This window comes from Aeromicrobium erythreum, assembly GCF_001509405.1.
Taxonomy (GTDB): domain Bacteria; phylum Actinomycetota; class Actinomycetes; order Propionibacteriales; family Nocardioidaceae; genus Aeromicrobium; species Aeromicrobium erythreum.
The window spans coordinates 601,945-622,647 of the sequence record NZ_CP011502.1; the positions used below are offsets into that span (position 1 = coordinate 601,945).

15 protein-coding genes are annotated in these 20,703 nt (G+C 69.9%); 10 read left to right on the top strand and 5 right to left on the bottom strand.

Annotation, left to right across the window (positions count from 1 at the left end; all coding sequences use genetic code 11):
* Window positions 1-68 precede the first annotated feature (68 nt).
* The 9 genes from Aeryth_RS02955 to Aeryth_RS02995 all read left to right on the top strand — a co-directional run bounded on the left by Aeryth_RS02955 (window position 69) and on the right by Aeryth_RS02995 (window position 13,889).
* Window positions 69-2,123 carry a PTS fructose transporter subunit IIABC gene (locus Aeryth_RS02955; protein ID WP_083516211.1) on the top strand — a complete coding sequence of 685 codons (2,055 nt, stop codon included), beginning with the start codon at window positions 69-71 and terminating at the stop codon, window positions 2,121-2,123.
* A 27-nt stretch (window positions 2,124-2,150) separates the two neighbouring features.
* A complete protein-coding gene (locus Aeryth_RS02960; protein ID WP_067854462.1) occupies window positions 2,151-2,408 on the top strand; it encodes an HPr family phosphocarrier protein in 258 nt (85 codons plus the stop codon).
* A gap of 222 nt (window positions 2,409-2,630) precedes the next feature.
* The gene (locus Aeryth_RS02965) at window positions 2,631-5,144 is read left to right on the top strand and encodes an ATP-dependent Clp protease ATP-binding subunit (RefSeq protein ID WP_067854464.1); all 2,514 of its coding nucleotides are present in this window, start codon (window positions 2,631-2,633) and stop codon (window positions 5,142-5,144) included.
* 109 nt (window positions 5,145-5,253) lie between these two features.
* A complete protein-coding gene (locus Aeryth_RS02970; protein ID WP_067854467.1) occupies window positions 5,254-5,556 on the top strand; it encodes a hypothetical protein in 303 nt (100 codons plus the stop codon).
* A gap of 344 nt (window positions 5,557-5,900) precedes the next feature.
* Complete coding sequence (locus tag Aeryth_RS02975; protein WP_067854470.1) at window positions 5,901-11,588, top strand: RHS repeat-associated core domain-containing protein; 5,688 nt, start codon at window positions 5,901-5,903, stop codon at window positions 11,586-11,588.
* Window positions 11,533-12,276 (top strand): hypothetical protein, encoded by a 744-nt coding sequence (locus Aeryth_RS02980; protein WP_067854474.1) that lies wholly within the window; start codon window positions 11,533-11,535, stop codon window positions 12,274-12,276. Before Aeryth_RS02975 ends, Aeryth_RS02980 begins: the two co-directional genes overlap by 56 nt.
* Window positions 12,273-12,695, top strand: coding sequence for a hypothetical protein (locus tag Aeryth_RS02985; protein ID WP_067854477.1), 423 nt, complete (start codon window positions 12,273-12,275; stop codon window positions 12,693-12,695). Before Aeryth_RS02980 ends, Aeryth_RS02985 begins: the two co-directional genes overlap by 4 nt.
* Window positions 12,696-13,078: 383 nt before the next feature.
* Entirely contained in the window at window positions 13,079-13,351 is a 273-nt protein-coding gene (locus Aeryth_RS02990; RefSeq protein WP_144433646.1) for a hypothetical protein, read from the top strand.
* Window positions 13,352-13,469: 118 nt separating this feature from the next.
* On the top strand, window positions 13,470-13,889 hold the full coding sequence (locus Aeryth_RS02995) for a DUF7919 family protein (RefSeq protein ID WP_067854483.1): 420 nt from the start codon (window positions 13,470-13,472) through the stop codon (window positions 13,887-13,889).
* 394 nt (window positions 13,890-14,283) lie between these two features.
* Here the strand turns inward: Aeryth_RS02995 and Aeryth_RS03005 are convergent, their stop codons facing one another.
* A complete protein-coding gene (locus Aeryth_RS03005; RefSeq protein ID WP_067854486.1) occupies window positions 14,284-15,183 on the bottom strand; it encodes an HhH-GPD family protein in 900 nt (299 codons plus the stop codon).
* 47 nt (window positions 15,184-15,230) lie between these two features.
* Between Aeryth_RS03005 and Aeryth_RS17570 the strand changes: the two genes are divergently transcribed.
* The gene (locus Aeryth_RS17570) at window positions 15,231-15,995 is read left to right on the top strand and encodes a hypothetical protein (RefSeq protein WP_144433647.1); all 765 of its coding nucleotides are present in this window, start codon (window positions 15,231-15,233) and stop codon (window positions 15,993-15,995) included.
* 509 nt (window positions 15,996-16,504) lie between these two features.
* Here the strand turns inward: Aeryth_RS17570 and disA are convergent.
* The 4 genes from disA to Aeryth_RS03035 all read right to left on the bottom strand — a co-directional run bounded on the left by disA (window position 16,505) and on the right by Aeryth_RS03035 (window position 20,654).
* The gene (gene disA / locus Aeryth_RS03020) at window positions 16,505-17,572 is read right to left on the bottom strand and encodes a DNA integrity scanning diadenylate cyclase DisA (protein WP_236749804.1); all 1,068 of its coding nucleotides are present in this window, start codon (window positions 17,570-17,572) and stop codon (window positions 16,505-16,507) included.
* Window positions 17,573-17,601: 29 nt separating this feature from the next.
* Window positions 17,602-19,002: a DNA repair protein RadA gene (gene radA / locus Aeryth_RS03025; RefSeq protein WP_067861261.1), complete on the bottom strand. Its 1,401-nt coding sequence runs from the start codon at window positions 19,000-19,002 to the stop codon at window positions 17,602-17,604.
* 175 nt (window positions 19,003-19,177) lie between these two features.
* Complete coding sequence (locus Aeryth_RS03030; RefSeq protein WP_067854495.1) at window positions 19,178-19,816, bottom strand: VOC family protein; 639 nt, start codon at window positions 19,814-19,816, stop codon at window positions 19,178-19,180.
* A gap of 79 nt (window positions 19,817-19,895) precedes the next feature.
* Window positions 19,896-20,654 (bottom strand): DUF3109 family protein, encoded by a 759-nt coding sequence (locus tag Aeryth_RS03035; RefSeq protein WP_067854498.1) that lies wholly within the window; start codon window positions 20,652-20,654, stop codon window positions 19,896-19,898.
* Between the last annotated feature and the right edge of the window lie 49 nt (window positions 20,655-20,703).

Sequence of the window (20,703 nt, forward strand, 5' to 3'; positions counted from 1 at the left end):
CGACAGCACCGCACCGAGCAACACCGCAGCACCCCCACCCCCCGCACCGCCCAGAGAGAAGAACGACCATGTCCCGCTTGATCACCCCCGCCCTGGTGGCGCTCGACGCCGACCTCGGGGCCGACGCGTCGTCCGTCGTCGCCGCGCTCGCCGGTCGCGTCGCCGAGGCCGGCCGCGCGACCTCCGCCGACGCCCTCGCCGCCGACGTGATGGCCCGCGAGGCCACCTCCGCCACGGGCCTGCCCGGCGGGATCGCCATCCCGCACTGCCGGTCCGAGGCCGTCACGGAGGCCACGCTCGCCTTCGCGCGGCTCGAGCCCCGTGCCGACTTCGGTGCCCCCGACGGCGGCGCCGACCTCGTCTTCCTCATCGCCGCGCCCGCCGGCGGCGACTCCGACCACCTGAAGCTGCTCTCCACGCTCGCCCGCGCCCTCGTGCGCAGCGAGTTCACCGACGCCCTGCGCGCCGCCTCGTCCGACGACGAGGTCGTGGCCCTGGTCGAGGACGTCGTGTCCCCCCAGCCGGTCGCGACCCCCGCTGCGGAGGGAGCAGCGGAGGCCGCGACCTCCACCCCGGCCGCCCCGGCCACCGAGGGCAACCCCGTGCGCATCGTCGCCGTGACGGCCTGCCCCACGGGCATCGCGCACACCTACATGGCCGCCGACTCGCTCGTGCAGGCCGGCGAGCGCGCGGGTGTCGACCTGCAGGTCGAGACGCAGGGCTCCTCGGGCGCGCGTCCGCTGAGCTCGGCCACCATCGCCGGCGCCGACGCGGTCATCTTCGCGACCGACGTGGGCGTCAAGGACGCGTCGCGCTTCGCGGGCAAGCCGGTCATCGTGAGCGGCGTCAAGCGCGCCATCAACGAGCCCGACACGATGGTCTCCGAGGCCGTCGCCGCAGCCGCCGACCCGAGCGCCAAGCGCGTCGACGGCGTCGCCGCGGCGCAGGCCGACGAGTCGTCGTCGCAGCAGGGCCTCGGCCTGAAGCTGCGGCAGTGGTTGCTCACCGGCGTGAGCTACATGATCCCGTTCGTCGCGGCCGGCGGTCTGCTCATCGCCCTCGGCTTCCTGCTCGCGGGCTACGACATCAACGGCACCGGCCAGGACATCGCGAAGGCGAACTCGCTCTGGGACCTGCCCGCCGCCGGTCAGCACGCGCTCTTCGGCAGCGCGCTCATGACCTACCTCGGGGCGCTGCTGTTCGCGCTCGGCGCCTGGGCGTTCGGCTTCCTCGTCCCCGCCCTCGCCGGCTACATCGCCTACGCGATCGCCGACCGTCCGGGCATCGCGCCCGGCTTCGTCATGGGCTTCCTCGCCAACGAGATCGGTGCCGGCTTCCTCGGCGGCATCGTCGGCGGTCTGCTCGCGGGCCTGATCGCGCACTGGATCGCCAAGCGGGAGGCGCCGCGCTGGCTGGCCGGCCTCATGCCGGTCGTCATCATCCCGCTGGTCACCACGGTCGTCGCGGGTCTGCTCATGCTGCTCGTGCTCGGCAAGCCGATCGCCGACTTCTCGGCCGGCCTCACCGACAAGCTCAACGGCATGACGGGCGGCTCGCTGATCCTGCTGGGCGTCATCCTCGGCGCGATGATGGGCTTCGACCTCGGCGGTCCGGTCAACAAGGCCGCCTACGTCTTCGCCACCACCGGCCTCACCGCCGAGGCCATCGCGTCCGGCGGCGCCGAGGTCAAGATCATGGCCGCGGTCATGATCGCCGGCATGGTCCCGCCGCTCGCCATGGCGCTGTCGACGGCCGTCCGCTCGACCCTCTACACGGAGGCCGAGAAGGAGAACGGCAAGGCCGCCTGGCTGCTGGGCGCCGCGTTCATCTCCGAGGGCGCGATCCCGTTCGCCGCGGCGGACCCGCTGCGCGTCATCCCGTCGATGATGCTCGGCTCGGCCACGGCCGGCGCGATCTCCATGGGTGCGGGCGTCACGCTCGCCGCGCCGCACGGCGGCATCTTCGTCCTCTTCGCGGTCGACCACGTGCTGTGGTTCCTGGTCGCGCTCGTGGTCGGCACGCTCGTCAGCGCTGCGTCTGTCACGCTGCTGAAGTCGCTGCGCACCGAGAAGGACAGCAGCGAGTTCGAGCACGTCTACACCCGCGTCCCCGTCGACGCCTGATCCATCGCACTCCTGAAGGGACCCACCATGCCCAGCAAGACCGTGACCGTCGGCTCGTCCGTCGGCCTGCACGCCCGACCGGCCGCCACCATCGCGGCCGCCGCTGCCGACCAGTCCTCGCCCGTCACCCTCGCGGTGGCCGGCGGTGACCCGGTCGACGCGGGCTCGGCGCTGCTCATCATGACCCTGGGCGCCGCCCAGGGCACCGAGATCGTCGTGGAGAGCGACGACCAGGCCGCGGTCGACGCCGTCGCCGCCCTGGTCGAGGCCGACCTCGACGCCTGACGGCACCGCCGTCCCGGACCAGGGGCCCGCGCCGCAGCTGCCACTGCGACGCGGGCCCCTCGCACGTCCGTCGAACGACCCGGCACGAGGCCAGTTACGCCCAGGGTGAACAACGGAACAGCGCACCCCGTGTTCCAGTTGTGTGACGTACGTGGACGTCGCGCAGTGCGGCGAGGCGGCCGCACCTAGACTGAAGAGAACACACCCGATCAAGGGGGCCACATGTTCGAGAGGTTCACCGACCGCGCCCGTCGCGTCGTCGTGCTCGCCCAAGAAGAGGCGCGCATGCTCAGCCACAACTACATCGGCACGGAGCACATCCTCCTCGGCCTCATCCACGAGGGTGAGGGCGTCGCCGCCAAGGCCCTGGAGAGCCTCGACATCTCGCTCGAGGCCGTCCGCGGACAGGTCGAGGACATCATCGGCCAGGGCCAGCAGGCACCGAGCGGGCACATCCCGTTCACGCCGCGGGCCAAGAAGGTCCTCGAGCTCAGCCTGCGCGAGGCGCTCCAGCTCGGCCACAACTACATCGGTACCGAGCACATCCTCCTCGGCCTGATCCGCGAGGGCGAGGGCGTCGCCGCCCAGGTCCTCGTGAAGCTCGGCGCCGACCTCAACCGCGTCCGCCAGCAGGTCATCCAGCTGGTCTCCGGCTTCCAGGGCAAGGAGGCCGAGACCTCCGGAGCCCCCGCCGAGGCCGCGCCCAGCACCTCGGCCGTGCTCGACCAGTTCGGTCGCAACCTCACGCAGGCCGCCCGCGAGGGCAAGCTCGACCCGGTCATCGGTCGTGAGAACCAGATCGAGCGCGTCATGCAGGTCCTCAGCCGTCGCACCAAGAACAACCCGGTGCTGATCGGCGAGCCCGGCGTCGGCAAGACGACGGTCGTCGAGGGCCTCGCCCAGGACATCGTCAAGGGCGACGTCCCCGAGACGCTCAAGGACAAGCAGATCTACACGCTCGACCTCGGTGCGCTCGTCGCCGGCTCGCGCTACCGCGGCGACTTCGAGGAGCGCCTGAAGAAGGTGCTCAAGGAGATCCGCACCCGCGGCGACATCATCCTGTTCATCGACGAGATCCACACGCTCGTCGGTGCCGGTGCCGCCGAGGGCGCGATCGACGCCGCCAGCATCCTCAAGCCGATGCTGGCCCGCGGTGAGCTGCAGACCATCGGTGCCACCACGCTCGATGAGTTCCGCAAGCACTTCGAGAAGGACGCGGCGCTCGAGCGCCGGTTCCAGCCCATCCAGGTGCCGGAGCCGTCGATCGCGCACACGATCGACATGCTCAAGGGCCTGCGCGACCGCTACGAGGCGCACCACCGCGTCACCATCACCGACGACGCGCTGGTCGCGGCGGCCACCCTGGCCGACCGCTACGTCTCCGACCGGTTCCTGCCGGACAAGGCGATCGACCTCATCGACGAGGCGGGCTCGCGGTTGCGCATCCGCCGGATGACGGCTCCGCCGGACCTCAAGGAGTTCGACGAGAAGATCGCCGACGTCCGCCGCCGCAAGGAGGGCGCCATCGACGCGCAGGACTTCGAGGCCGCTGCCTCCCTGCGCGACGAGGAGAAGAAGCTCATCCTCGCCAAGGCCGACCGTGAGAAGGCCTGGAAGGCCGGCGACATGGACGTCGTGGCCGTCGTCGACGAGGAGCTCGTCGCCGAGGTCCTGGCGCTCGCCACCGGCATCCCGATCGTCAAGCTGACCGAGGAGGAGTCCGGCCGTCTGCTCAACATGGAGGCCGAGCTCGGCAAGCGCGTCATCGGCCAGAACGAGGCCATCAAGGCGCTCAGCCGGGCCATCCGTCGCACGCGGGCGGGCCTGAAGGACCCGCGCCGTCCGGGCGGGTCGTTCATCTTCGCCGGCCCCTCGGGCGTCGGCAAGACGTGGCTCTCCAAGGCGCTCGCGAACTTCCTGTTCGGCGACGACGACGCGCTGATCCAGCTCGACATGAGCGAGTACAGCGAGAAGCACACGGTGGCGCGGCTGTTCGGTGCGCCTCCCGGCTACGTCGGCTACGAGGAGGGCGGCCAGCTCACCGAGAAGGTGCGCCGCAAGCCCTTCAGCGTGGTGCTGTTCGACGAGGTCGAGAAGGCCCACCCGGACATCTTCAACTCGCTGCTGCAGATCCTGGAGGAAGGTCGCCTGACCGACTCCCAGGGCCGCGTCGTCGACTTCAAGAACACCGTGATCATCATGACCACGAACCTGGGGTCGCGTGACATCGGCAAGGGCGTCTCGCTCGGCTTCGCCGACGCCAGCAACACGGTCGGCTCGTACGACCGGATGAAGGCGAAGGTCTCGGAGGAGCTCAAGCAGCACTTCCGTCCGGAGTTCCTGAACCGTGTCGACGAGATCGTCGTGTTCCCGCCGCTGACGCAGGACGAGATCATCCAGATGGTCGACCTGATGGTCGGCAACCTGGAGACCCGTCTGAAGGACAAGGACATGGGCATCGAGCTCACGCCTGCGGCCAAGGACCTGCTCGCCCGTCGTGGCTTCGACCCCGTGCTCGGTGCGCGCCCGCTGCGGCGCACCATCCAGCGCGAGATCGAGGACACCCTCGCCGAGAAGCTCCTCTTCGGTGAGCTGCGCGCCGGCGAGATCGTCCTGGTCGACGTGGAGGGTGAGGGCGTGGACGCGGTGTTCACCTTCCGCGGCACGCCGAAGGCCGACCTGGAGCTGACCGAGGGCCACGACCCGCTCGCGGTCGAGGCCGGCACCTCCGAGTAGCAGCCAGCACGAGCAGTCCGCACGTCCGACAAGGCCCACCACCCCGACGGGTGGTGGGCCTTCGTCGTTCGACTGGACGGCGACCTCGAACCAGGACAGTCTTCTCAGCATGAGCCCCAAGGCACGCAACCTCCTGGTCGTCGGCGCGGTCCTGATCCTCCTCGGCGTCCTCGCCTTCGCCCTCCAGCCGGGCGAGCCGAAGGCCGTCTGCACCTCGGAGAACGGCCCGACGTCGGGCTTCGTCGACGCCGAGCAGGACTGCCCGATCTCCCAGGAGAGCTGGAACGAGATCGCCGACTACCGCTCCTCCCCGAAGCCCTTCCGCATCGCCGGCCTGGTGCTCGTCGTCGCCGGCGTCGGCACCCTGGTCGCCGCTGGCCTCTCCGCCCGCCGCTCCCGCACGACGGAGTAGCCCCCACGGTTCGGAACGTCATCGCCCCTTTCGCGCCGCGGAAGGAACGATGACGTTCCTGCCGGGCGATCCGCGCGAAAGCTCTCATCGATTCCAAGTTTTTCCCGCGCGAGGCACGCGGATGCTGAAGGATCTCGTCATCATCGCGAAAGGGAGTGACGATGATCGGTACTGCAGTGATGTCTCGCGGCGTTCGGCGTATGGTCGTCGCCGGTGTCCTGACATCTCTCGTAGGTGGGCTTCTCGGCAGCGCGCCGCAGGCCGCTGCGGTCGTTCCCAGCCCGCCCGCGGCAGTCACGCCGGCGCCGTACTACGTCGAGACTGGTGGTCAGGGCCCCACGGCCGTGTCGGGCACGATCTCGAAGGACACCGTGTGGGGGCCGGCGGGTTCCCCCTACCTGCTCGACGGTCAGGTGACCGTCAACGCAGGAGTGTCCCTCACCCTTCTCCCTGGCACGGTCGTGAAGCTCAAGACGACATCATCGAAGATCGTCGTCTTCGGACAGATCTTGTCGCTGGGGACACCAGAGGACCGAGTGCGCATCACGTCCTTCAAGGACGACACCGTCGGTGGTGACGACAACGGAGACGGCACTGCGACGTCGCCCGGCCGAGGGGACTGGCAGTCGATCAGCATCTCCGCCGGTTCATCGCAGCCGACGTCAGTCATCGACTACACGACGCTCCGGTACGGAGGGGCGGGCAGCGGTGTCACCTGCCAGGCCTACGGCACGGTCGAGATTAGCTCAGGTTCGCGCGTCGTCGTTTCCAACTCGCGCATCACGGACTCCCGCTTCATGGGGATCACGTTGGGCGCTCCGGGGAAGCGCGGGTTTACGGGCATCTACGACAACTACTTCGCGAGGTCTCAGTGCGGCGTCTCCGGACTGGGTGGGGCTGGTGGCGAGATCGTCGGAAACGACTTCGACGGCGACTTCTCTGTCGCCGCTCTCTACACGATCGAGCCCAAAGACATGCAGGTGCGGTTCAACCAGCTGGATGACGAGCTCGTTGCCGGAGGAACGAGCGTGAGCACCCGTCCCCGTGCCTCCGACATCGATGTCCGGTTCAACGCGTTGCTCGGCGGCATCGGCAACATCGGGTACTCGAACACGGGTCTCCACGAGTTCGGACCCAACTGGTTCGGCCGCGACATCAACCACGAGGTCTTGCCGACGTGCCTCACCAACGATGAGGTGGCCGCGTATCAGCCACCGATCGCCACGGAGCAGGTCCTGTGTCCGGACCGCGGCTATCTCCGCAAGGGAACCGGCTGGATCTACGGGGGCACCGTCCCTGCCCTCTCTTCTCCTCCCGCGTCGGCACTGCCCAGGTCGCTCGCCCGGCCCTATCACTCGACCTTCGGCCCAGTCGACACGTACAGCGGCGTTCTTCGGGTCTCGGCGGATGACTTCGTGGTGCAGGACGCTGGCCAGCAGCTCACGGCCAATCGCGTCTACAGCTCGGGCGAGCCGTCCGCGGATGGGACAGGAGTCGGATGGCGCTCGTCCTATTCGCAGGGACTGTCGAAGGTGGGCGACGTAGCCACGATGACCTTCGGAGACTCGTCGGAGGTGCCCTTCGGGCTCGACCCTGCAGCGGGCTTCTCTCCGTCCAGAGGAGTGGCGGCGCGTTTCGCCGAGGACAGCACCGGGAGCGACGTCAGCACTCCTGACAAGACCGGCTATCGATTCGACCCCTCCGGACAGCTCACCTCGATGACGCTCGGCGACCCCGGGCACAAGATCGACGTGGATCGTCAGGACGGGCGCGTCTCGAAGGTGAAGGGAGTCTCGGGACGGGAGATCCGTTACGTCAGGGGCAGCTCTGGGCGGATCTCTTCAGTGAGCGACAGCCAGGGACGTCAGGTCACCTACGCCCACGACAGCGACGGCCGACTGGTCTCCGTGACCGGGGTCGACGGAAAGGCCACCACGTACGACTACGCAGGGAGCAACCTGACACGAGTCACCACGCCTCAGGGGGTGGTGGCGCTGGAGGCCGGGTACGACGCCGAAGGTCGCGTCTCGTGGATCAAGCAGAAGGGCAGCGGCCGTGCCGACATCACGTACACCGGATCCAAGCGGACCGTCACGCTCGCCGACGACACGAAGATCGATCAGGTCGTCGACGAGTACGGACGACTCGTCGAGGAACGCACGCGCGGAGGTGCTGGCAGACACGTCGTCTATGACGGCGACGGACGACAGATCGTCGCCGTCGAGGGTGTGCCCGACCGAGAGGTCACCGGCTACGCGCCGCAGGTGAGCTCGACCTTCTACGACAGGAACGGGAACCCGGTTCGAGAGGTGGATGCCGTCGGCGGAACCACGAGCACCGTCTTCAACAACCGCAACGATCCGGTCCGCCAGACCGCCCCGGATGGCGGCGAGACGACGTACGAGTACGACGTCGACGGTCGGCTCGAGAAGGCGACCGCGCCAGACGGTGGCATCTGGCGCTTCGCGCACAACTCGCGCGGACAGGTCACGAAGATCACGGATCCGGAGAGTCGCGACCGCACCTTCGTCTACGAGGCGAACGGAGATCTTCGGAACGAGACCGATGTTCTGGGCGGGATCGACCAGTTCCAGTACGACGCACGCGGCCTGATCACCGAGCACACGGACCCGCGGGGGAAGACGCGGTCGATGGCCTACACCGCGTGGGACCAGCTACGACGAGTCACCACGCCGCGCGGTGGGGTGTACGTCGCCACCTTCGACGACGACCGCAACCTTCTCAGCGTGACTGACCCGCGAGACAAGACCAGCTTCTACGGGTACGACACCCAGGGTCGGGTCAGCAGGACGACCGACGCGGCGGGCCAGACCACCACGTTCTCCTACGACAGTCTCGGGCGACCGAAGTCCATGAAGGACCCGCTCGACCGGACCATCGCTCGTGCGTACGACTCGGACGGACGTCCCACGACGACGACCTTCCCGGACCAGAGCACCACGACGGTCGTCTATGACCCTGCTGGCCGGCCCATGCGGACCACCAACCAGCTCGGCCACGTCACCCAGACGACGTTCAACCGTCTCGGCAAGCCGACGAAGATCGAGACCCCCGATGGAGCCACCCGACGCTACACCTACGACGCCGCCGGACAGCTCACCGCTCACACCGACGCTACCGGCGCGGTGTGGAAGACGACCTACGACCTCGCGGGCAACACGACGTCGACCATCGATCCGCTCAACAACGCCACGACGGCGACGTACGACAAGGTCGGCCGCGTCACCCAGACGAAGGACGCGACGGGCGCGGCGATCACCTACACGTACGACGACGCCGCCAGGAAGACGACCCGCACCGACGGCGTCGGGCTTCTGGACGTCACCGTCGTCGACACCAACGGCAACGTCGTGGAGCGCCGCGACGGTGAAGGCAAGAGCACGACGTACGCCTACGACGATGACGGCATGCTCGCCTCGCAGACCAACCCTCGTGGGGGGACGCGGCACTACGGCTACGACCTGGCGGGAAACCGCACCCGCCAGACGGACGAGACCGGATCGGTGACGACGGCCACCTACGACGACCTCAACCGCATCGTGCGGCGTGACCACGCGGACGACAGCCACGAGACGTTCGGGTACGACGCTGTAGGCAACCTCACGGCGCAGACCGATCGGAGGGGCGCGCACTGGCAGCACTCGTTCGACGCACTGAATCGGCCGCGCGTCACCACCGATCCCCTGGGAGGCCAGACGACGACGACCTACGACGACCTCGGCCAGGTCATCAAGACGATGGACCCCGTCGGTGCCGAGACCCGGTACGCGTACGACGCCGGCGGTCGTCCGGCGGTCCTCACCGACCCTGCAGGCAACTCCACGGTCATCACCTACGACGGGGAGGGCCGGCAGCGCACCATCACCAGCCCGAGCGGCGTCCGGCAGGCCCTCACCTACAACGCAGCCGGACGGCTCACGCAAGACCGGCGGGGTTCCTACAGCACGTACGACACGACCTTCACCTACAACGGGCGGGGACAGCAGATCACCCGCGCCCAAGGCGACCAGACCTTGGTCCGCACCTTCGATGCACGTGGTCGCCTGACGTCGTCGAAGGACGGGCGGGGGAAGACGACGACCTACGCGTACGACGGCGCAGACAACCGCACGAGGGAGACGTCTCCGCTCGGACACGCCACCGTCTGGACGTACGACGGCAACGACCTCCTCGCCACCGCCACCGATCCGGCCGGCAACTCCGCCTCCTACACCCGCAACGCAGCAGGCCAGCTGACGAAGATCACGACCCCGGGGGGCGACACCTACCAGTACACCTACGACAGCAACGGCAACACCGCTACCAGCACCAATCCGCTCGGCAAGACGACGGCCTACCTGTGGAGCCCAGCGGGCGACCTCACTCGTCTCACGAGACCCGATGGCACGGCTGTCGTCACGGCCTACGACGAGCTTGGACGTCCGGTGAGCCGCACGGCGGGCGCCCAGACTCGAGCCTTCGAGTACGACCCGAACGGCCGGCTCACCAAGGCGACCGCGGCGGGAGTCGCGCTCTCCTTCGGCTACGACCTCCGCGGGAACCTGACCTCCAGCACCAGTCCGAATGGGATCACCACCCACACCTATGACAGCGACGGCCGCGTCGCCTCCACTGCACTTCCCGGGACGCAAGCTACTCAGTACACGTACGACACGGCCCTGGGCCAGCTGGAGACCATGCTCGGGCCGACCAACCTGCGTTACTACTACAACGCGCGCGGCAAGGTCAGCGCGATCCGCACCATCGGCGCGACGAACTACGCAGCGCAGACCTTCACCCGCGACGCCAACGACAACGTGACCTCGTTGAAGGACGAGAGCGACGACAGCTTCACCGCCACCTATGACGATGACAACCGCACGACCAGCATCACGACGACGCTTCCCGGGATCGTCCACCCGCTCGAAGGCACGACGAGCTACACCTACGACGATGCCGACCGCCTCACCGGGTGGACTCGGACGCAGGGAGACCAGACGACCGGGGTTGGCGCCTACACCTGGGACAGCGACACGAATCGCACGTCCAGCGGAGACGGGACCACGACGACGTCGAGTTCCTTCGACGCGGCCAACCGCCCTACTGACGTGGGCGACGACGACTACACCTACGACGCCAACGGCAACCTCGCGGCGGTCAAGGGTCCACAGAGAGACATCGAGTACCGCTACAACGCCTTCAACGAGCTCACGGGAGCCACCAGCAACGGCCAGACGGTGAGCTATGAGCGTGACGCGCTGGGTCGCATCACGAGCCGAGAGACCACTGCTAGCACCACCACCTACGGGTACGACTCGACCTCGAACCGAGCGACCACGGTGAAGAAAGGGACGACGACGACCGCGGTCATCCGTGACGACACCGGGGCTGCCCGTTCGACCCAGAAGGGGTCGACGTCGACGCACCTGATCGAGAACCTGCACGGTGACGTCAGCGTGCAGCGGTCGAACTCTGGTGGCCCGCCCGTGAGCGCCACGCTCTACGACCCCTTCGGCACGCCGACCGCCATGGGCGCGCCGACGGTCGACCTCGCCTTCCAGGCGATGGTCACGGATCCGGTCACGGGCCTCACGGACATGGGGGCACGGCAGTACTCGGCCGCCAGCGGCACCTTCACGAGCGAGGACACGGTGGCGGGTGACCTCACTGCACCGGTCACGCTGAACCGCTACACCTACGCCAACGGCAGCCCGATCGACGTCTTCGACCCGGACGGTCACTTCGGTATCCCGAAGTTCGCGAAGAACATTGCCTCCAACGTCGCCAAGGTCGCCTCCAGGGTCTACCAGGCGGTCAGAGGGGTCGCGACCTCCGTGGGCAACGCCGTCAGGGCCGCGGGAGGAGCTGCGCGGGCAACGGCGGGATCGACCATCGGGTCGGTGAGGGCGGCCGCTCGGTCGGTGCAGACGGCGGCGTCCAGCACCTTGGCCGAGGCGCGTGCGGCTGGCACCGTCGATGAGGTCCTTCGGCACCGCCGTTGCGGAGCTCTCGAGCCGCGTCGACAGCACTGACGTCCACACCGTCCTCGCCGTCGCCGGACTTGTCCCTGGCATAGGCGAGGTGGCAGACGGAGCGGACGCCGCCCTCTACCTCCTCGAGGGAGACACCAAGAACGCGCTGATCTCCTTCGCGGCGATGGTGCCGGGTATCGGCGTCGGCGCCACGCTGAGGAAGGCGTCGGTTCGGCTGGAGAGGGACGCTGCCGAGAACCTAGCTGAGCCCGTCGCTAGACGAGGCCCTCCGACGACTGTCGCGCACCATCCTGAACTCAATACGGGTGGGGTGTTGAAGGAGCGGTCCACCGGCGCCGCTGGCGTCGACATGGATTCATTGCTGGCGAGTGGTGCAACTGTCAGGCACAGCGCGACGGCCACCGCTATCGGCGATGACATACCCACGCTCGTCAATTTCGGGCGATCACGAGGAGCCGACGGGCTGCACGATGTTGTGGTTCACGGCACCATGTCCGGCCGGCCGATCGTCAACGGGTCGGTAACTCACATTCAGCAAATTGCCGACGCTGTCCTGGAGAACCCCGGCTACCGGCGCGGCTGCTCAATCAGGCTGGTCATGTGTCACGGTGGTCGGGAGTCCGCCGCCGAACTTGCCCGTATCCTGGGCGTCGACGTCGTGACTACCACGAGGAAAGCCCAACTGAGCCCGGTGACCGGGCGCCTCCTACAGGGAGCATTCCAATGACCGACGGCGCGTCCGACCTGTTGCTGCAGCCCCTGGGGCTTTTCGCGGAAGAGCCCGGCTCGGATCGGTGGAGGGCGGAAGCCCTTCTGCAGTCGCCGGCGTTGGCGCCCGCTGTGCGCGACCGAGTGATCAGGTACCTGGACGGCTGTCCTGTGTTCTTGGCGTGGACGGAACATACTCGGGACGAGATCGGGAGTCGTTTTGTTGTGCCGGGCGGCTCGGCAATTGCCTCGGACGGCCAGTACTACTGGCGTCTCGACGCCACGGCATACATCCGTGAGTACGGGATCACGGTGCCTTCAGTAGCCCTGGAAGACTTCGCGGAACGCAACTGGCTGCCGCCTGACTTCGACGAGGCGTCATACCTCCGCATCTACGCGGAACTGGAGACGAAGCTCGTCCGTTCCTTCGACTTCTGAGGCCACGTGCTGACGCTTGTCATCGATGACATCGACGCGTACCACTTTCCGCCCTCGGCAGCCTTCTGAGAGGCGCTGCGGGTGGCGACAGGCGCAGAAGCGGCGGACCGGCTCGAAGCGGCCGAGATCGACGATGCGTGGTGGCTCAGCCTGGCACGGACCGACAGCGACGGGGCGGCGACCGATTGAGGTGCCGACATCACCAAGCTTCAACGCGACGTCGGGCGCTCACCGCCGCCTGGGCCACTCTGGCAGAGGTGAGCCGTGCGGGCGGGAATGAGCCACGGCGAACGGCGGGAGCGGCGTCGACGTGAACTGCCGATGTGTCGTCCCAGGTCCTCCAGACGGTTCAAAGCCTGTCCAGCGAGAATCGAGTGTCATCCATGAAGCGGCGCGTTCTTGTTCTCCCCCAGGACTTTCCGGACTACTCGTGGGAGGTGGAGGCGAAAGGTGTGTTCTGGGACACCGCAGTGGAACGGGGAGGCGAGTGCTTCAGCGTGGTCTTCTACGATCCGATCCGGTTGCAGCAGGACGTGGGCGGAGAGGTGGCCGAGCGGTCGGCCTTCGCGGTGAGTCGACTGCTGGTCATCCCGTCAGTCACGGAGCAACACATGCGCGACGCCCTCGACGCGGCTCCGGAAGAGTTCTTTCACTAGGGATCCAGCGTCGTGTCGCGAGCGCCTCCACGTTGCGCCCTGGTTCGCCTCCGCAGTCGACAGGGAGCGCCGAGGGCGTCGTCCATGGTCTGATGAGCTCGAGGAAAGGTGACGCTCGATGTACATGCCGGACCTGTCGCCGTACCGCTACGCAGGGTCGGACTCGCCCATGCTGGCGGTCGGGTGGCTCGCCGACGCACACACCTTCGACCGCGGCGACGTCCCTGCCCACGTCGTCGAGCGGCTGATCGACCTGGCGTTCGAGATGCCCCACCTGATGCGCGGATGCCACTACTGCCCCTTCTGCGACGAGGAGTCGCCGATCCGCATCGACGTGCCCCGGCATCCCACCCCGTTGTACCTGGGGATGAGCGAGATCCACGTGCGGAGCGTGTCAGGTGTCGTGTACTCGGCGCCTTCGCTTGTCCTGCACTACATCGAGCGTCACCGGTACCGCCCACCGGACGAGTTCGTCCGGGCCGTCGAGGAGAGGGACGGGCATGAGCGCCGAGGCGCCGACGTACGGAGCGTGGAGTGATGGTTCGACCCCATCTGATCCTGATCGGGTACTGGCGTCGCGAGGAAGGTGGGGGCTTGCCCGCAGATCATCGATGGCCATCGCCTCAGAGCTACGTCGATGAGACGTGGGACGAGGTGGAACGGGATCAGGTCCACGAGTACCTCACGCGAGGCTTCGTCGTACGCGCCTGCATGGGCTCCTCACCATGTCGCCTCTGTGGCGTCTCCAACGGCTCCCTCGAGCTGAGCGATGCGGTGCACGTCTGGCCCGAAGGCCTGGCCCACTACGTCCGCGACCACGGCGTTCGAGCACCTGAACCATTCGTCACGCACGTCCTCTCCGCGACCGAAGAGCTTGAGATGGCAGGGCGCGACGAGTCGTGGTGGCGTGGTCAGGCGGATCTCAGGGAAGCCTAGAGCGAGAACTTCCCGTCCGAGTGCACCTGGGCGAGGCCCTCGTCCAGGAGCGCGTCGAGGCAGCGCTCGCGCTGCGCGCCGTCTTCCCAGACCGCGTCGAGCGCAGCCTTCGGCACCGGGTCGGTCGCGTCGCGCAGCACCGCGAGGAGGCGGCCGCGGCACTGACGGTCGGTGCCGGCCCACGCCTGGCCGCGTCGCGGGGGACCGTCGTGGTCGGGGCGGCCGAGCGCGAGCCAGCGGCAACGGTCGGCGACGGGGCAGACGTCGCAGCGGGGCGCTCGGGCGGTGCACACGAGGGCACCGAGCTCCATCGTCGCGGCCGCCCACCGGTGCGCGTCGTCCGCGGGCAGCAGCGCCTGGGCCAGTCGCCGCTCTGCGGCCGTGACCGATGTCGACGGGTACGCCTGACCCAGGACGACCCGCGCCAGCACGCGTCGGACGTTCGTGTCCATCACGGCGTGCCGCTGGCCGAACGCGAACGACGCGACAGCGGCGGCCGTGTACTCGCCGACACCGGGCAGCGACAGCAGCGCGGCGTGGTCGTCGGGCACCCGTCCGTCGTGCTCGGTCGTGATCGCGACCGCGGCCGCGTGGAGGCGCAGCGCGCGTCGTGGGTAGCCGAGCCGGCCCCACGCCCGCACGGCCTCGCTCGACGGCTCCGCGGCGAGGTCGGCGGGCGTCGGCCAGCGCTCCATCCATGCCTCGAAGACCGGCAGCACCCGCACGACCGGGGTCTGCTGCAGCATCAGCTCCGACACGAGCACCGGCCACGGCTCGGGGAGCACCTCGGCCGTCCCGCGCCAGGGCAGGTCGCGGGCGTGGTCGTCGAACCAGCCGACGACGGCGTCGTGCAGTCCGGCGAGGTCGTCGGGGAGGGGAGCGGACGGGGTCGGCATGGCGCGTCGATCCTCGCACGCGCGTCCACGCGAACTACTCTCGGAGCGTGAGCACGCGACCGACCCGCCGTCCGTTGCCGCGGGCGATCTACTGGCGTCGTCGCTTCCTCCTCCTCGCCGTCGTGCTGCTCGTGGTCTGGCTCGTGGTGAGGCTGTGGCCCGGCGGCTCGGACGACGCCCGTCCCGCCGCGGCGCCCTCCCCGAGCGCCTCGGCCAGCGGGTCGGCCACGGCCTCGCCGACGCCCAGCCCGACACCGTCGCGGTCGGCGCAGAGCGACGCCCAGGTGACCCTGACGGACACCAGCACCGCCTGCACGCCGGAGTCGGTGCGGATGACGCCCACGGTGCCGGAGGACCAGTCGGCGCGGCAGGCGGTGCGCGTCGAGCTGCTCATCTCGACTACCGCCAAGAAGGGCTGCACGCTCGACCCGGGCGACACCGACCTCATCGCGGTGATCAAGAGCGGCGACACCGCCGTGTGGGACTCCACGGTCTGCAAGACCGCTCTGCTCGACGAGCCGGTGGCGCTCAGCCCCGGGTGGGCGACGGCGGCGTCGGCGCGGTGGTCGGGCCGCGGTTCCGGGCCCGCCTGCTCCCCGCGCGAGGGCTGGGCGTCGCCGGGCACCTACACGTTGCGCATCGGCACGCTCGGTGGCGAGCCGGGCGCGACGACCTTCAAGCTCATCCAGCCGAAGCCCAAGCCCAAGCCGAGCCCCAGCCCGACGCCCAGCGCCAGCGCGTCGGTGAAGCCGTCGGTGAAGCCGTCCGCCTCGGCCAGCCCCACCCCGAGCGCGTCGCCGAGCCGGGACTGAGTCGGCCCCTCCGCGTGCCTGGGCCGCTGCAGCTGGCGCGGTGTCCGGTCTCCGAAAGGGCCTCGACCGGCAGTGGGCCTGGAGGTGGCTCCGGCTCTCGGGGCCTGGTCGGGGCTCCCGTGTGTTGCACGATTCTTCGCTTCTGCTGTCTCGGGCCGGAGTTCTGCGGTGGCGCGTCCGGGCGGTGGATCGTGCGCGAGGTCGAACGCTTCTGCGTTCGCGACGGGATCACGTAGCAAACGCAGAAGCGTCGGATCCCGGTGCACGAACGCAGAATCTAACGTCCATCCCCAGCACGAACCCGCAGCCCGAGACCCCGGACCAGCGCCGCCGCCAGCTGCCCGGTCGAGGCCCTTTCGGAGGCCACCCCCAGCGAAGGCCGAGGCAGCGCACCAGAGAGCCCAGACCCCCTGCGGCAGCGCACGGGCGAGTCGCGACGACGGCAGCCGCGGGACCCGGCCCGCGCCCCGAGCGCAAGCCGGTCCGACGTCAGCGTCAGACGTCGAACGTCACACGTAGCGCTCGAGGATGCTCGACTCGGCCAGACGCGACAGGCCGTCGCGGACCCCGCGGGCGCGCAGGTCGCCGACGCCCTCGACGGTCTGCAGGTCGTCGATGCTGGCCGCCAGCAGCTTCTGCAGCGTGCCGAAGTGGTCGATGAGGCGGTCGATGACCGTCTGCGGCAGTCGGGGCACGCGGGCGAGCAGCCGGTAGCCGCGCGGTGCGAGCGGGTGGTCGAGGGAGTCGCCGGCGCCGATGCGCAGCGCCGTCGCCACGCTCGTGAGGTCGACGAGCTCGGTGGAGTCGATCTCGGCGAGGTCCTGCAGGACGGTGCTGACCGCCCGGCCCCGACGCCCCGACGGCATGTAGTCGCGGATGACGAGCTCGCGCTCGGCGTCGACCCCGCTGATCAGCTCCTCCAGCTGCAGCGCGAGCAGACGACCGTCGGTGCCGAGCTCGAGCACGTACTGGTCGATCTCCGCGGCGATCCGGCTGACCATCTCCAGGCGCTGCGCGACGGCCGCGACGTCGCGGACCGTGACGAGGTCCTCGATCTCCAGCGCCGACAGCGCGTCGGACACCTCGTCGAGGCGGCTGCGGTACCGCTCGAGGGTGGCGATGGCCTGGTTGGCGCGACCGATGATGGCGCCGGCGTCCTCGAGCACGTGGCGGGTGCCGTCGAGGTAGAGGGCGATGATGTGCATCGACGCCGACACGGAGATGACCGGCAGGCTGGTCTGCCGGGCGACCCGGTCGGCGGTGCGGTGCCGGGTGCCGGACTCGTCGGTCGGGATCGACGGGTCGGGCATGAGGTGCACGGCGGCCTGCAGGATCCGCTGCGCGCCGGAGTCGAGGATGATCGCGCCGTCCATCTTGGCCAGCTCGCGCAGACCCGTGGCCGTGAAGGGCACGTCGAGCGCGAACCCGCCTGTGCTGACCGCCTCGACGACCTTGTCCTGGCCGAGCACGATGAGCGCGCCGGTACGGCCGCGCAGGATGCGCTCGAGGCCCTCGCGCAGCGAGGTGCCGGGCGCGATCGCCGCGAGGACGGTGCGCAGGTCTGGTCGAGGGGCCACGGGCGACAGTGTAGGGGGAGGGTCCAGGTTCAGGACGGCTCGACGCGTCCGCGGGCGCTCGGCAGGGCCAGCACGGCCGCCACGACGTCGGCCACCTGCGTGATGCGCAGCGACGCGGGAACGTCGTCGAGCCCCTCGGAGCGGGCCGGGACGATGGCGGCCGTGAACCCGAGCCGCGCGGCCTCCCGCAGCCGCTCGGCGGTGTGCCGCACGGGCCGTACCTCGCCGGCGAGCCCGACCTCGCCCAGCACGACGAGGCCCGCGGGTGCGACCCGGTCGGCCTGGGCGGAGGCTGCCGCGACCAGGACCGCGAGGTCGACGGACGGCTCGACGAGACGCGCACCGCCGACGGAAGCGGTGTAGACGTCGTGGCGCGAGAGGTTGACGCCGCAGTGCCGGGTGAGCACGGCGAGGATCATCGCCACGCGCGAGGAGTCGAGGCCGCTGGAGGTGCGCCGCGGCGACGGCGCGTTGGTCTCGACGGCCAGCGCCTGCACCTCCGCGAGCAGCGGCCGCCGGCCCTCCATCGTGACGGTGACGCAGGTGCCGGGCACGGGCTGCTCGTGCCGGCTGACGAACAGGCCCGTCGGGTCGGGCACCTCGACCAGACCCGAGTCGGCGAGGTCGAAGCAGCCGATCTCGTCGACGGGACCGAAGCGGTTCTTCACCGCCCGCAGGAGCCTCAGGCGCGACGCGCGGTCGCCCTCGAACTGCAGGACGACGTCGACGAGGTGCTCCAGGACGCGGGGCCCGGCGACGGCGCCGTCCTTCGTGACGTGGCCGACGAGCAGGGTCGCGATGCCCTCGCTCTTCGCGCGCTGGATGACCGCGGACGCGACCTCGCGCACCTGGGTGACGCCGCCGGGGACGCCGTCGACGTCGGCCGAGCCGATGGTCTGCACGGAGTCGACCACCAGCAGGCTCGGTCGCACCTGCTCGACGTGGGTGAGCAGCGCGCCGAGGTCGGTCTCGGCGGCGAGGTACAGCTCGTCGTGGACCGCGCCGGTGCGCTCGGCACGCAGCCGCACCTGGCCGGCCGACTCCTCGCCCGAGACGTAGAGGGTGCGCCGGCCCTGCCGCGCCCAACGGGCGGCGAGCTCGAGCAGCAGCGTGGACTTTCCGACCCCCGGCTCGCCGGCCAGGAGCAGCACGCCGCCGGGCGTGACGCCGCCGCCGAGGACGCGGTCGAGCTCGCCGATGCCCGAGGAGACGGCCCGCGACGACTCGACCTCGACCTGCGTGATGGGTCGCGCCGGGGTGACGGTGGCGGCCGGCGCGGTGCGGCCGGCGCGTGCCGCCGGCGACGCGACGTCGACGGTGCCCCAGGCCTGGCACTCCCCGCACCGGCCCACCCACTTGCTGGTGGTCCAGCCGCACTCGGCGCAGGCGTAGACGGGCTTGGCGACCTTCGGCGCCTTCGCGGTGGGCATGCGTCCCACCCTAGGTGCGACGTCCGACAGCGGAGCCGTTCCCTCCCCAGGCGGTAGGTGAGGCGCTGAATGCCGTCCGGCGGTCGCCTACGCGCGTCATCGGGGCGGCTCGACGCGCGTGACCTACCGCCCGGGGGGGGGGAGACGCGCGTGACCTACCGCCGGGGGGCGGGGCTCAGACGCGGACGACGCCGCCGGGCGTCTCGAAGGAGACGCTCATGATGCCGGGCAGGCCGTGCGGCGCGACCCACTCGACCGCGATCTCCTCGAGCGCGTCCACGGCGGGCTCGCCGAGCCAGTCGGACAGGCGGTGGGGCGAGCCGGCCATCTCGATGGCGGTGAGCGCGATCTCCGAGGGTGCCATCTGCGACGGGTGCTCCTCCGTCGGCACGTCCCAGCACGTGACGTACGGCAGCTGCGGGTCGGCCTTCATGCCGCTCGTGCCGATCTGGCGCCACTCCAGGTTGAAGCCGTCGGGGCGACGTCGGTTGCCGGGCACCGCGTGGCGGCCGATGCGCCGCTCCACCTCGGTCATGTCGTCGACCGACACGCACCAGGCCATCCAGCCGCCACCGGCCTCCGAGCGCTGCCGGACGACCTGTCCGAACGCGGCCTTGTCGGCGGCGGGGTGGTCGAGGACCTCCACGACCTCCACGTACTGGCGGTTGCGGAGCGGGAGCACCATGTTGCGGGTGCCGAAGCGCGGGTGCGCGCCGCCGTCGAGGAACGTCGCGCCGAGAGCCGCGGAGAGCTCGGCCACGGTGGCGTCGAGGCCGGCGGGGCCGGCGGCGTACGAGAGGTGGTCGAGGTGCATGGGCCATTCTTGCCAGACGGCCCACGTCTCCCGACGACCGGGGTCCACCAGGGCGAGGTGCGGGGCCGTCATCGTGGTCTCACCTGCGGGCCGCCGCGGTCGCGGGGTGGACGTTCGGGGCGCCCGATGCGAGGTGGTCCTCGCACTGGCGCTCGAGCTCGGCGTAGCCGGCCTCGCCCATGAGCGCGACGAGCTCGGCGCGGTTGCTGACGTAGACCGGCTCCTGGCCCACGTGCGCCTCGGTGTTCGACGAGCAGTACCAGTCGAGGTCGTGTCCGCCCGGGCCCCAGCCCGCGCGGACGTACTCACCGATCTGCACCTCCGAGTAGCTGGTGCCGTCGCCGCGCTCGACGTCGCGGAACTGGCGGCGCAGCGGCAGCTGCCAGCACACGTCGGGCTTGAGGGTGAGCGGCTCGACGCCCTCCTCGAGCGCCAGGCCGTGCAGCGCGCAGCCGTATCCGCCCGCGAAGCCGCGGGGGTTGTGGAAGACGCACGCGCCGTCGAGGGCCCGCGTCTTGCGGTCGCCGTCGTCGTCGACCTCGGTCCAGGCCCCCTGCAGGGGCTGCGGGCCGTCGGGGTGGCGGTACCAGCGCTCGGGCGTCAGGCGCTCGACGGCGTCGGCCACCCGCGTCTCGTCGTCGGCGTCGGCGAAGTGCGCGCCGAGGGTGCAGCAGCCGGCGTCGGGGCTGCTCGCGTAGATGCCCGCGCAGCCGGCGCCGAAGATGCACGTCCAGCGCGACGTCAACCACGTCAGGTCGCAGCGGAACACCTCGTCGACGTCGTCCGGGTTCGCGAACTCGACCCACGTCCGCGGGAGTCCCAGGTCGACCTCAGGCATGCCTCCACTCTACGAACCGCCGGGGGAGCCCGGCCCGACGGGCGGCGTG

Coding starts and splice junctions, on each gene's coding strand:
- Aeryth_RS03030 (WP_067854495.1), bottom strand. CDS start 19,816: ATGCACCTCGACCACCTCTCGTACGCCGCCGGCCCCGCCGGCCTCGAC.
- Aeryth_RS03035 (WP_067854498.1), bottom strand. CDS start 20,654: ATGCCTGAGGTCGACCTGGGACTCCCGCGGACGTGGGTCGAGTTCGCG.
- Aeryth_RS02970 (WP_067854467.1), top strand. CDS start 5,254: ATGAGCCCCAAGGCACGCAACCTCCTGGTCGTCGGCGCGGTCCTGATC.
- Aeryth_RS02995 (WP_067854483.1), top strand. CDS start 13,470: ATGTACATGCCGGACCTGTCGCCGTACCGCTACGCAGGGTCGGACTCG.
- Aeryth_RS02965 (WP_067854464.1), top strand. CDS start 2,631: ATGTTCGAGAGGTTCACCGACCGCGCCCGTCGCGTCGTCGTGCTCGCC.
- radA (WP_067861261.1), bottom strand. CDS start 19,002: ATGCCCACCGCGAAGGCGCCGAAGGTCGCCAAGCCCGTCTACGCCTGC.
- Aeryth_RS02955 (WP_083516211.1), top strand. CDS start 69: ATGTCCCGCTTGATCACCCCCGCCCTGGTGGCGCTCGACGCCGACCTC.
- Aeryth_RS02990 (WP_144433646.1), top strand. CDS start 13,079: ATGAAGCGGCGCGTTCTTGTTCTCCCCCAGGACTTTCCGGACTACTCG.
- Aeryth_RS03005 (WP_067854486.1), bottom strand. CDS start 15,183: ATGCCGACCCCGTCCGCTCCCCTCCCCGACGACCTCGCCGGACTGCAC.
- Aeryth_RS02985 (WP_067854477.1), top strand. CDS start 12,273: ATGACCGACGGCGCGTCCGACCTGTTGCTGCAGCCCCTGGGGCTTTTC.
- Aeryth_RS02960 (WP_067854462.1), top strand. CDS start 2,151: ATGCCCAGCAAGACCGTGACCGTCGGCTCGTCCGTCGGCCTGCACGCC.
- Aeryth_RS02980 (WP_067854474.1), top strand. CDS start 11,533: ATGAGGTCCTTCGGCACCGCCGTTGCGGAGCTCTCGAGCCGCGTCGAC.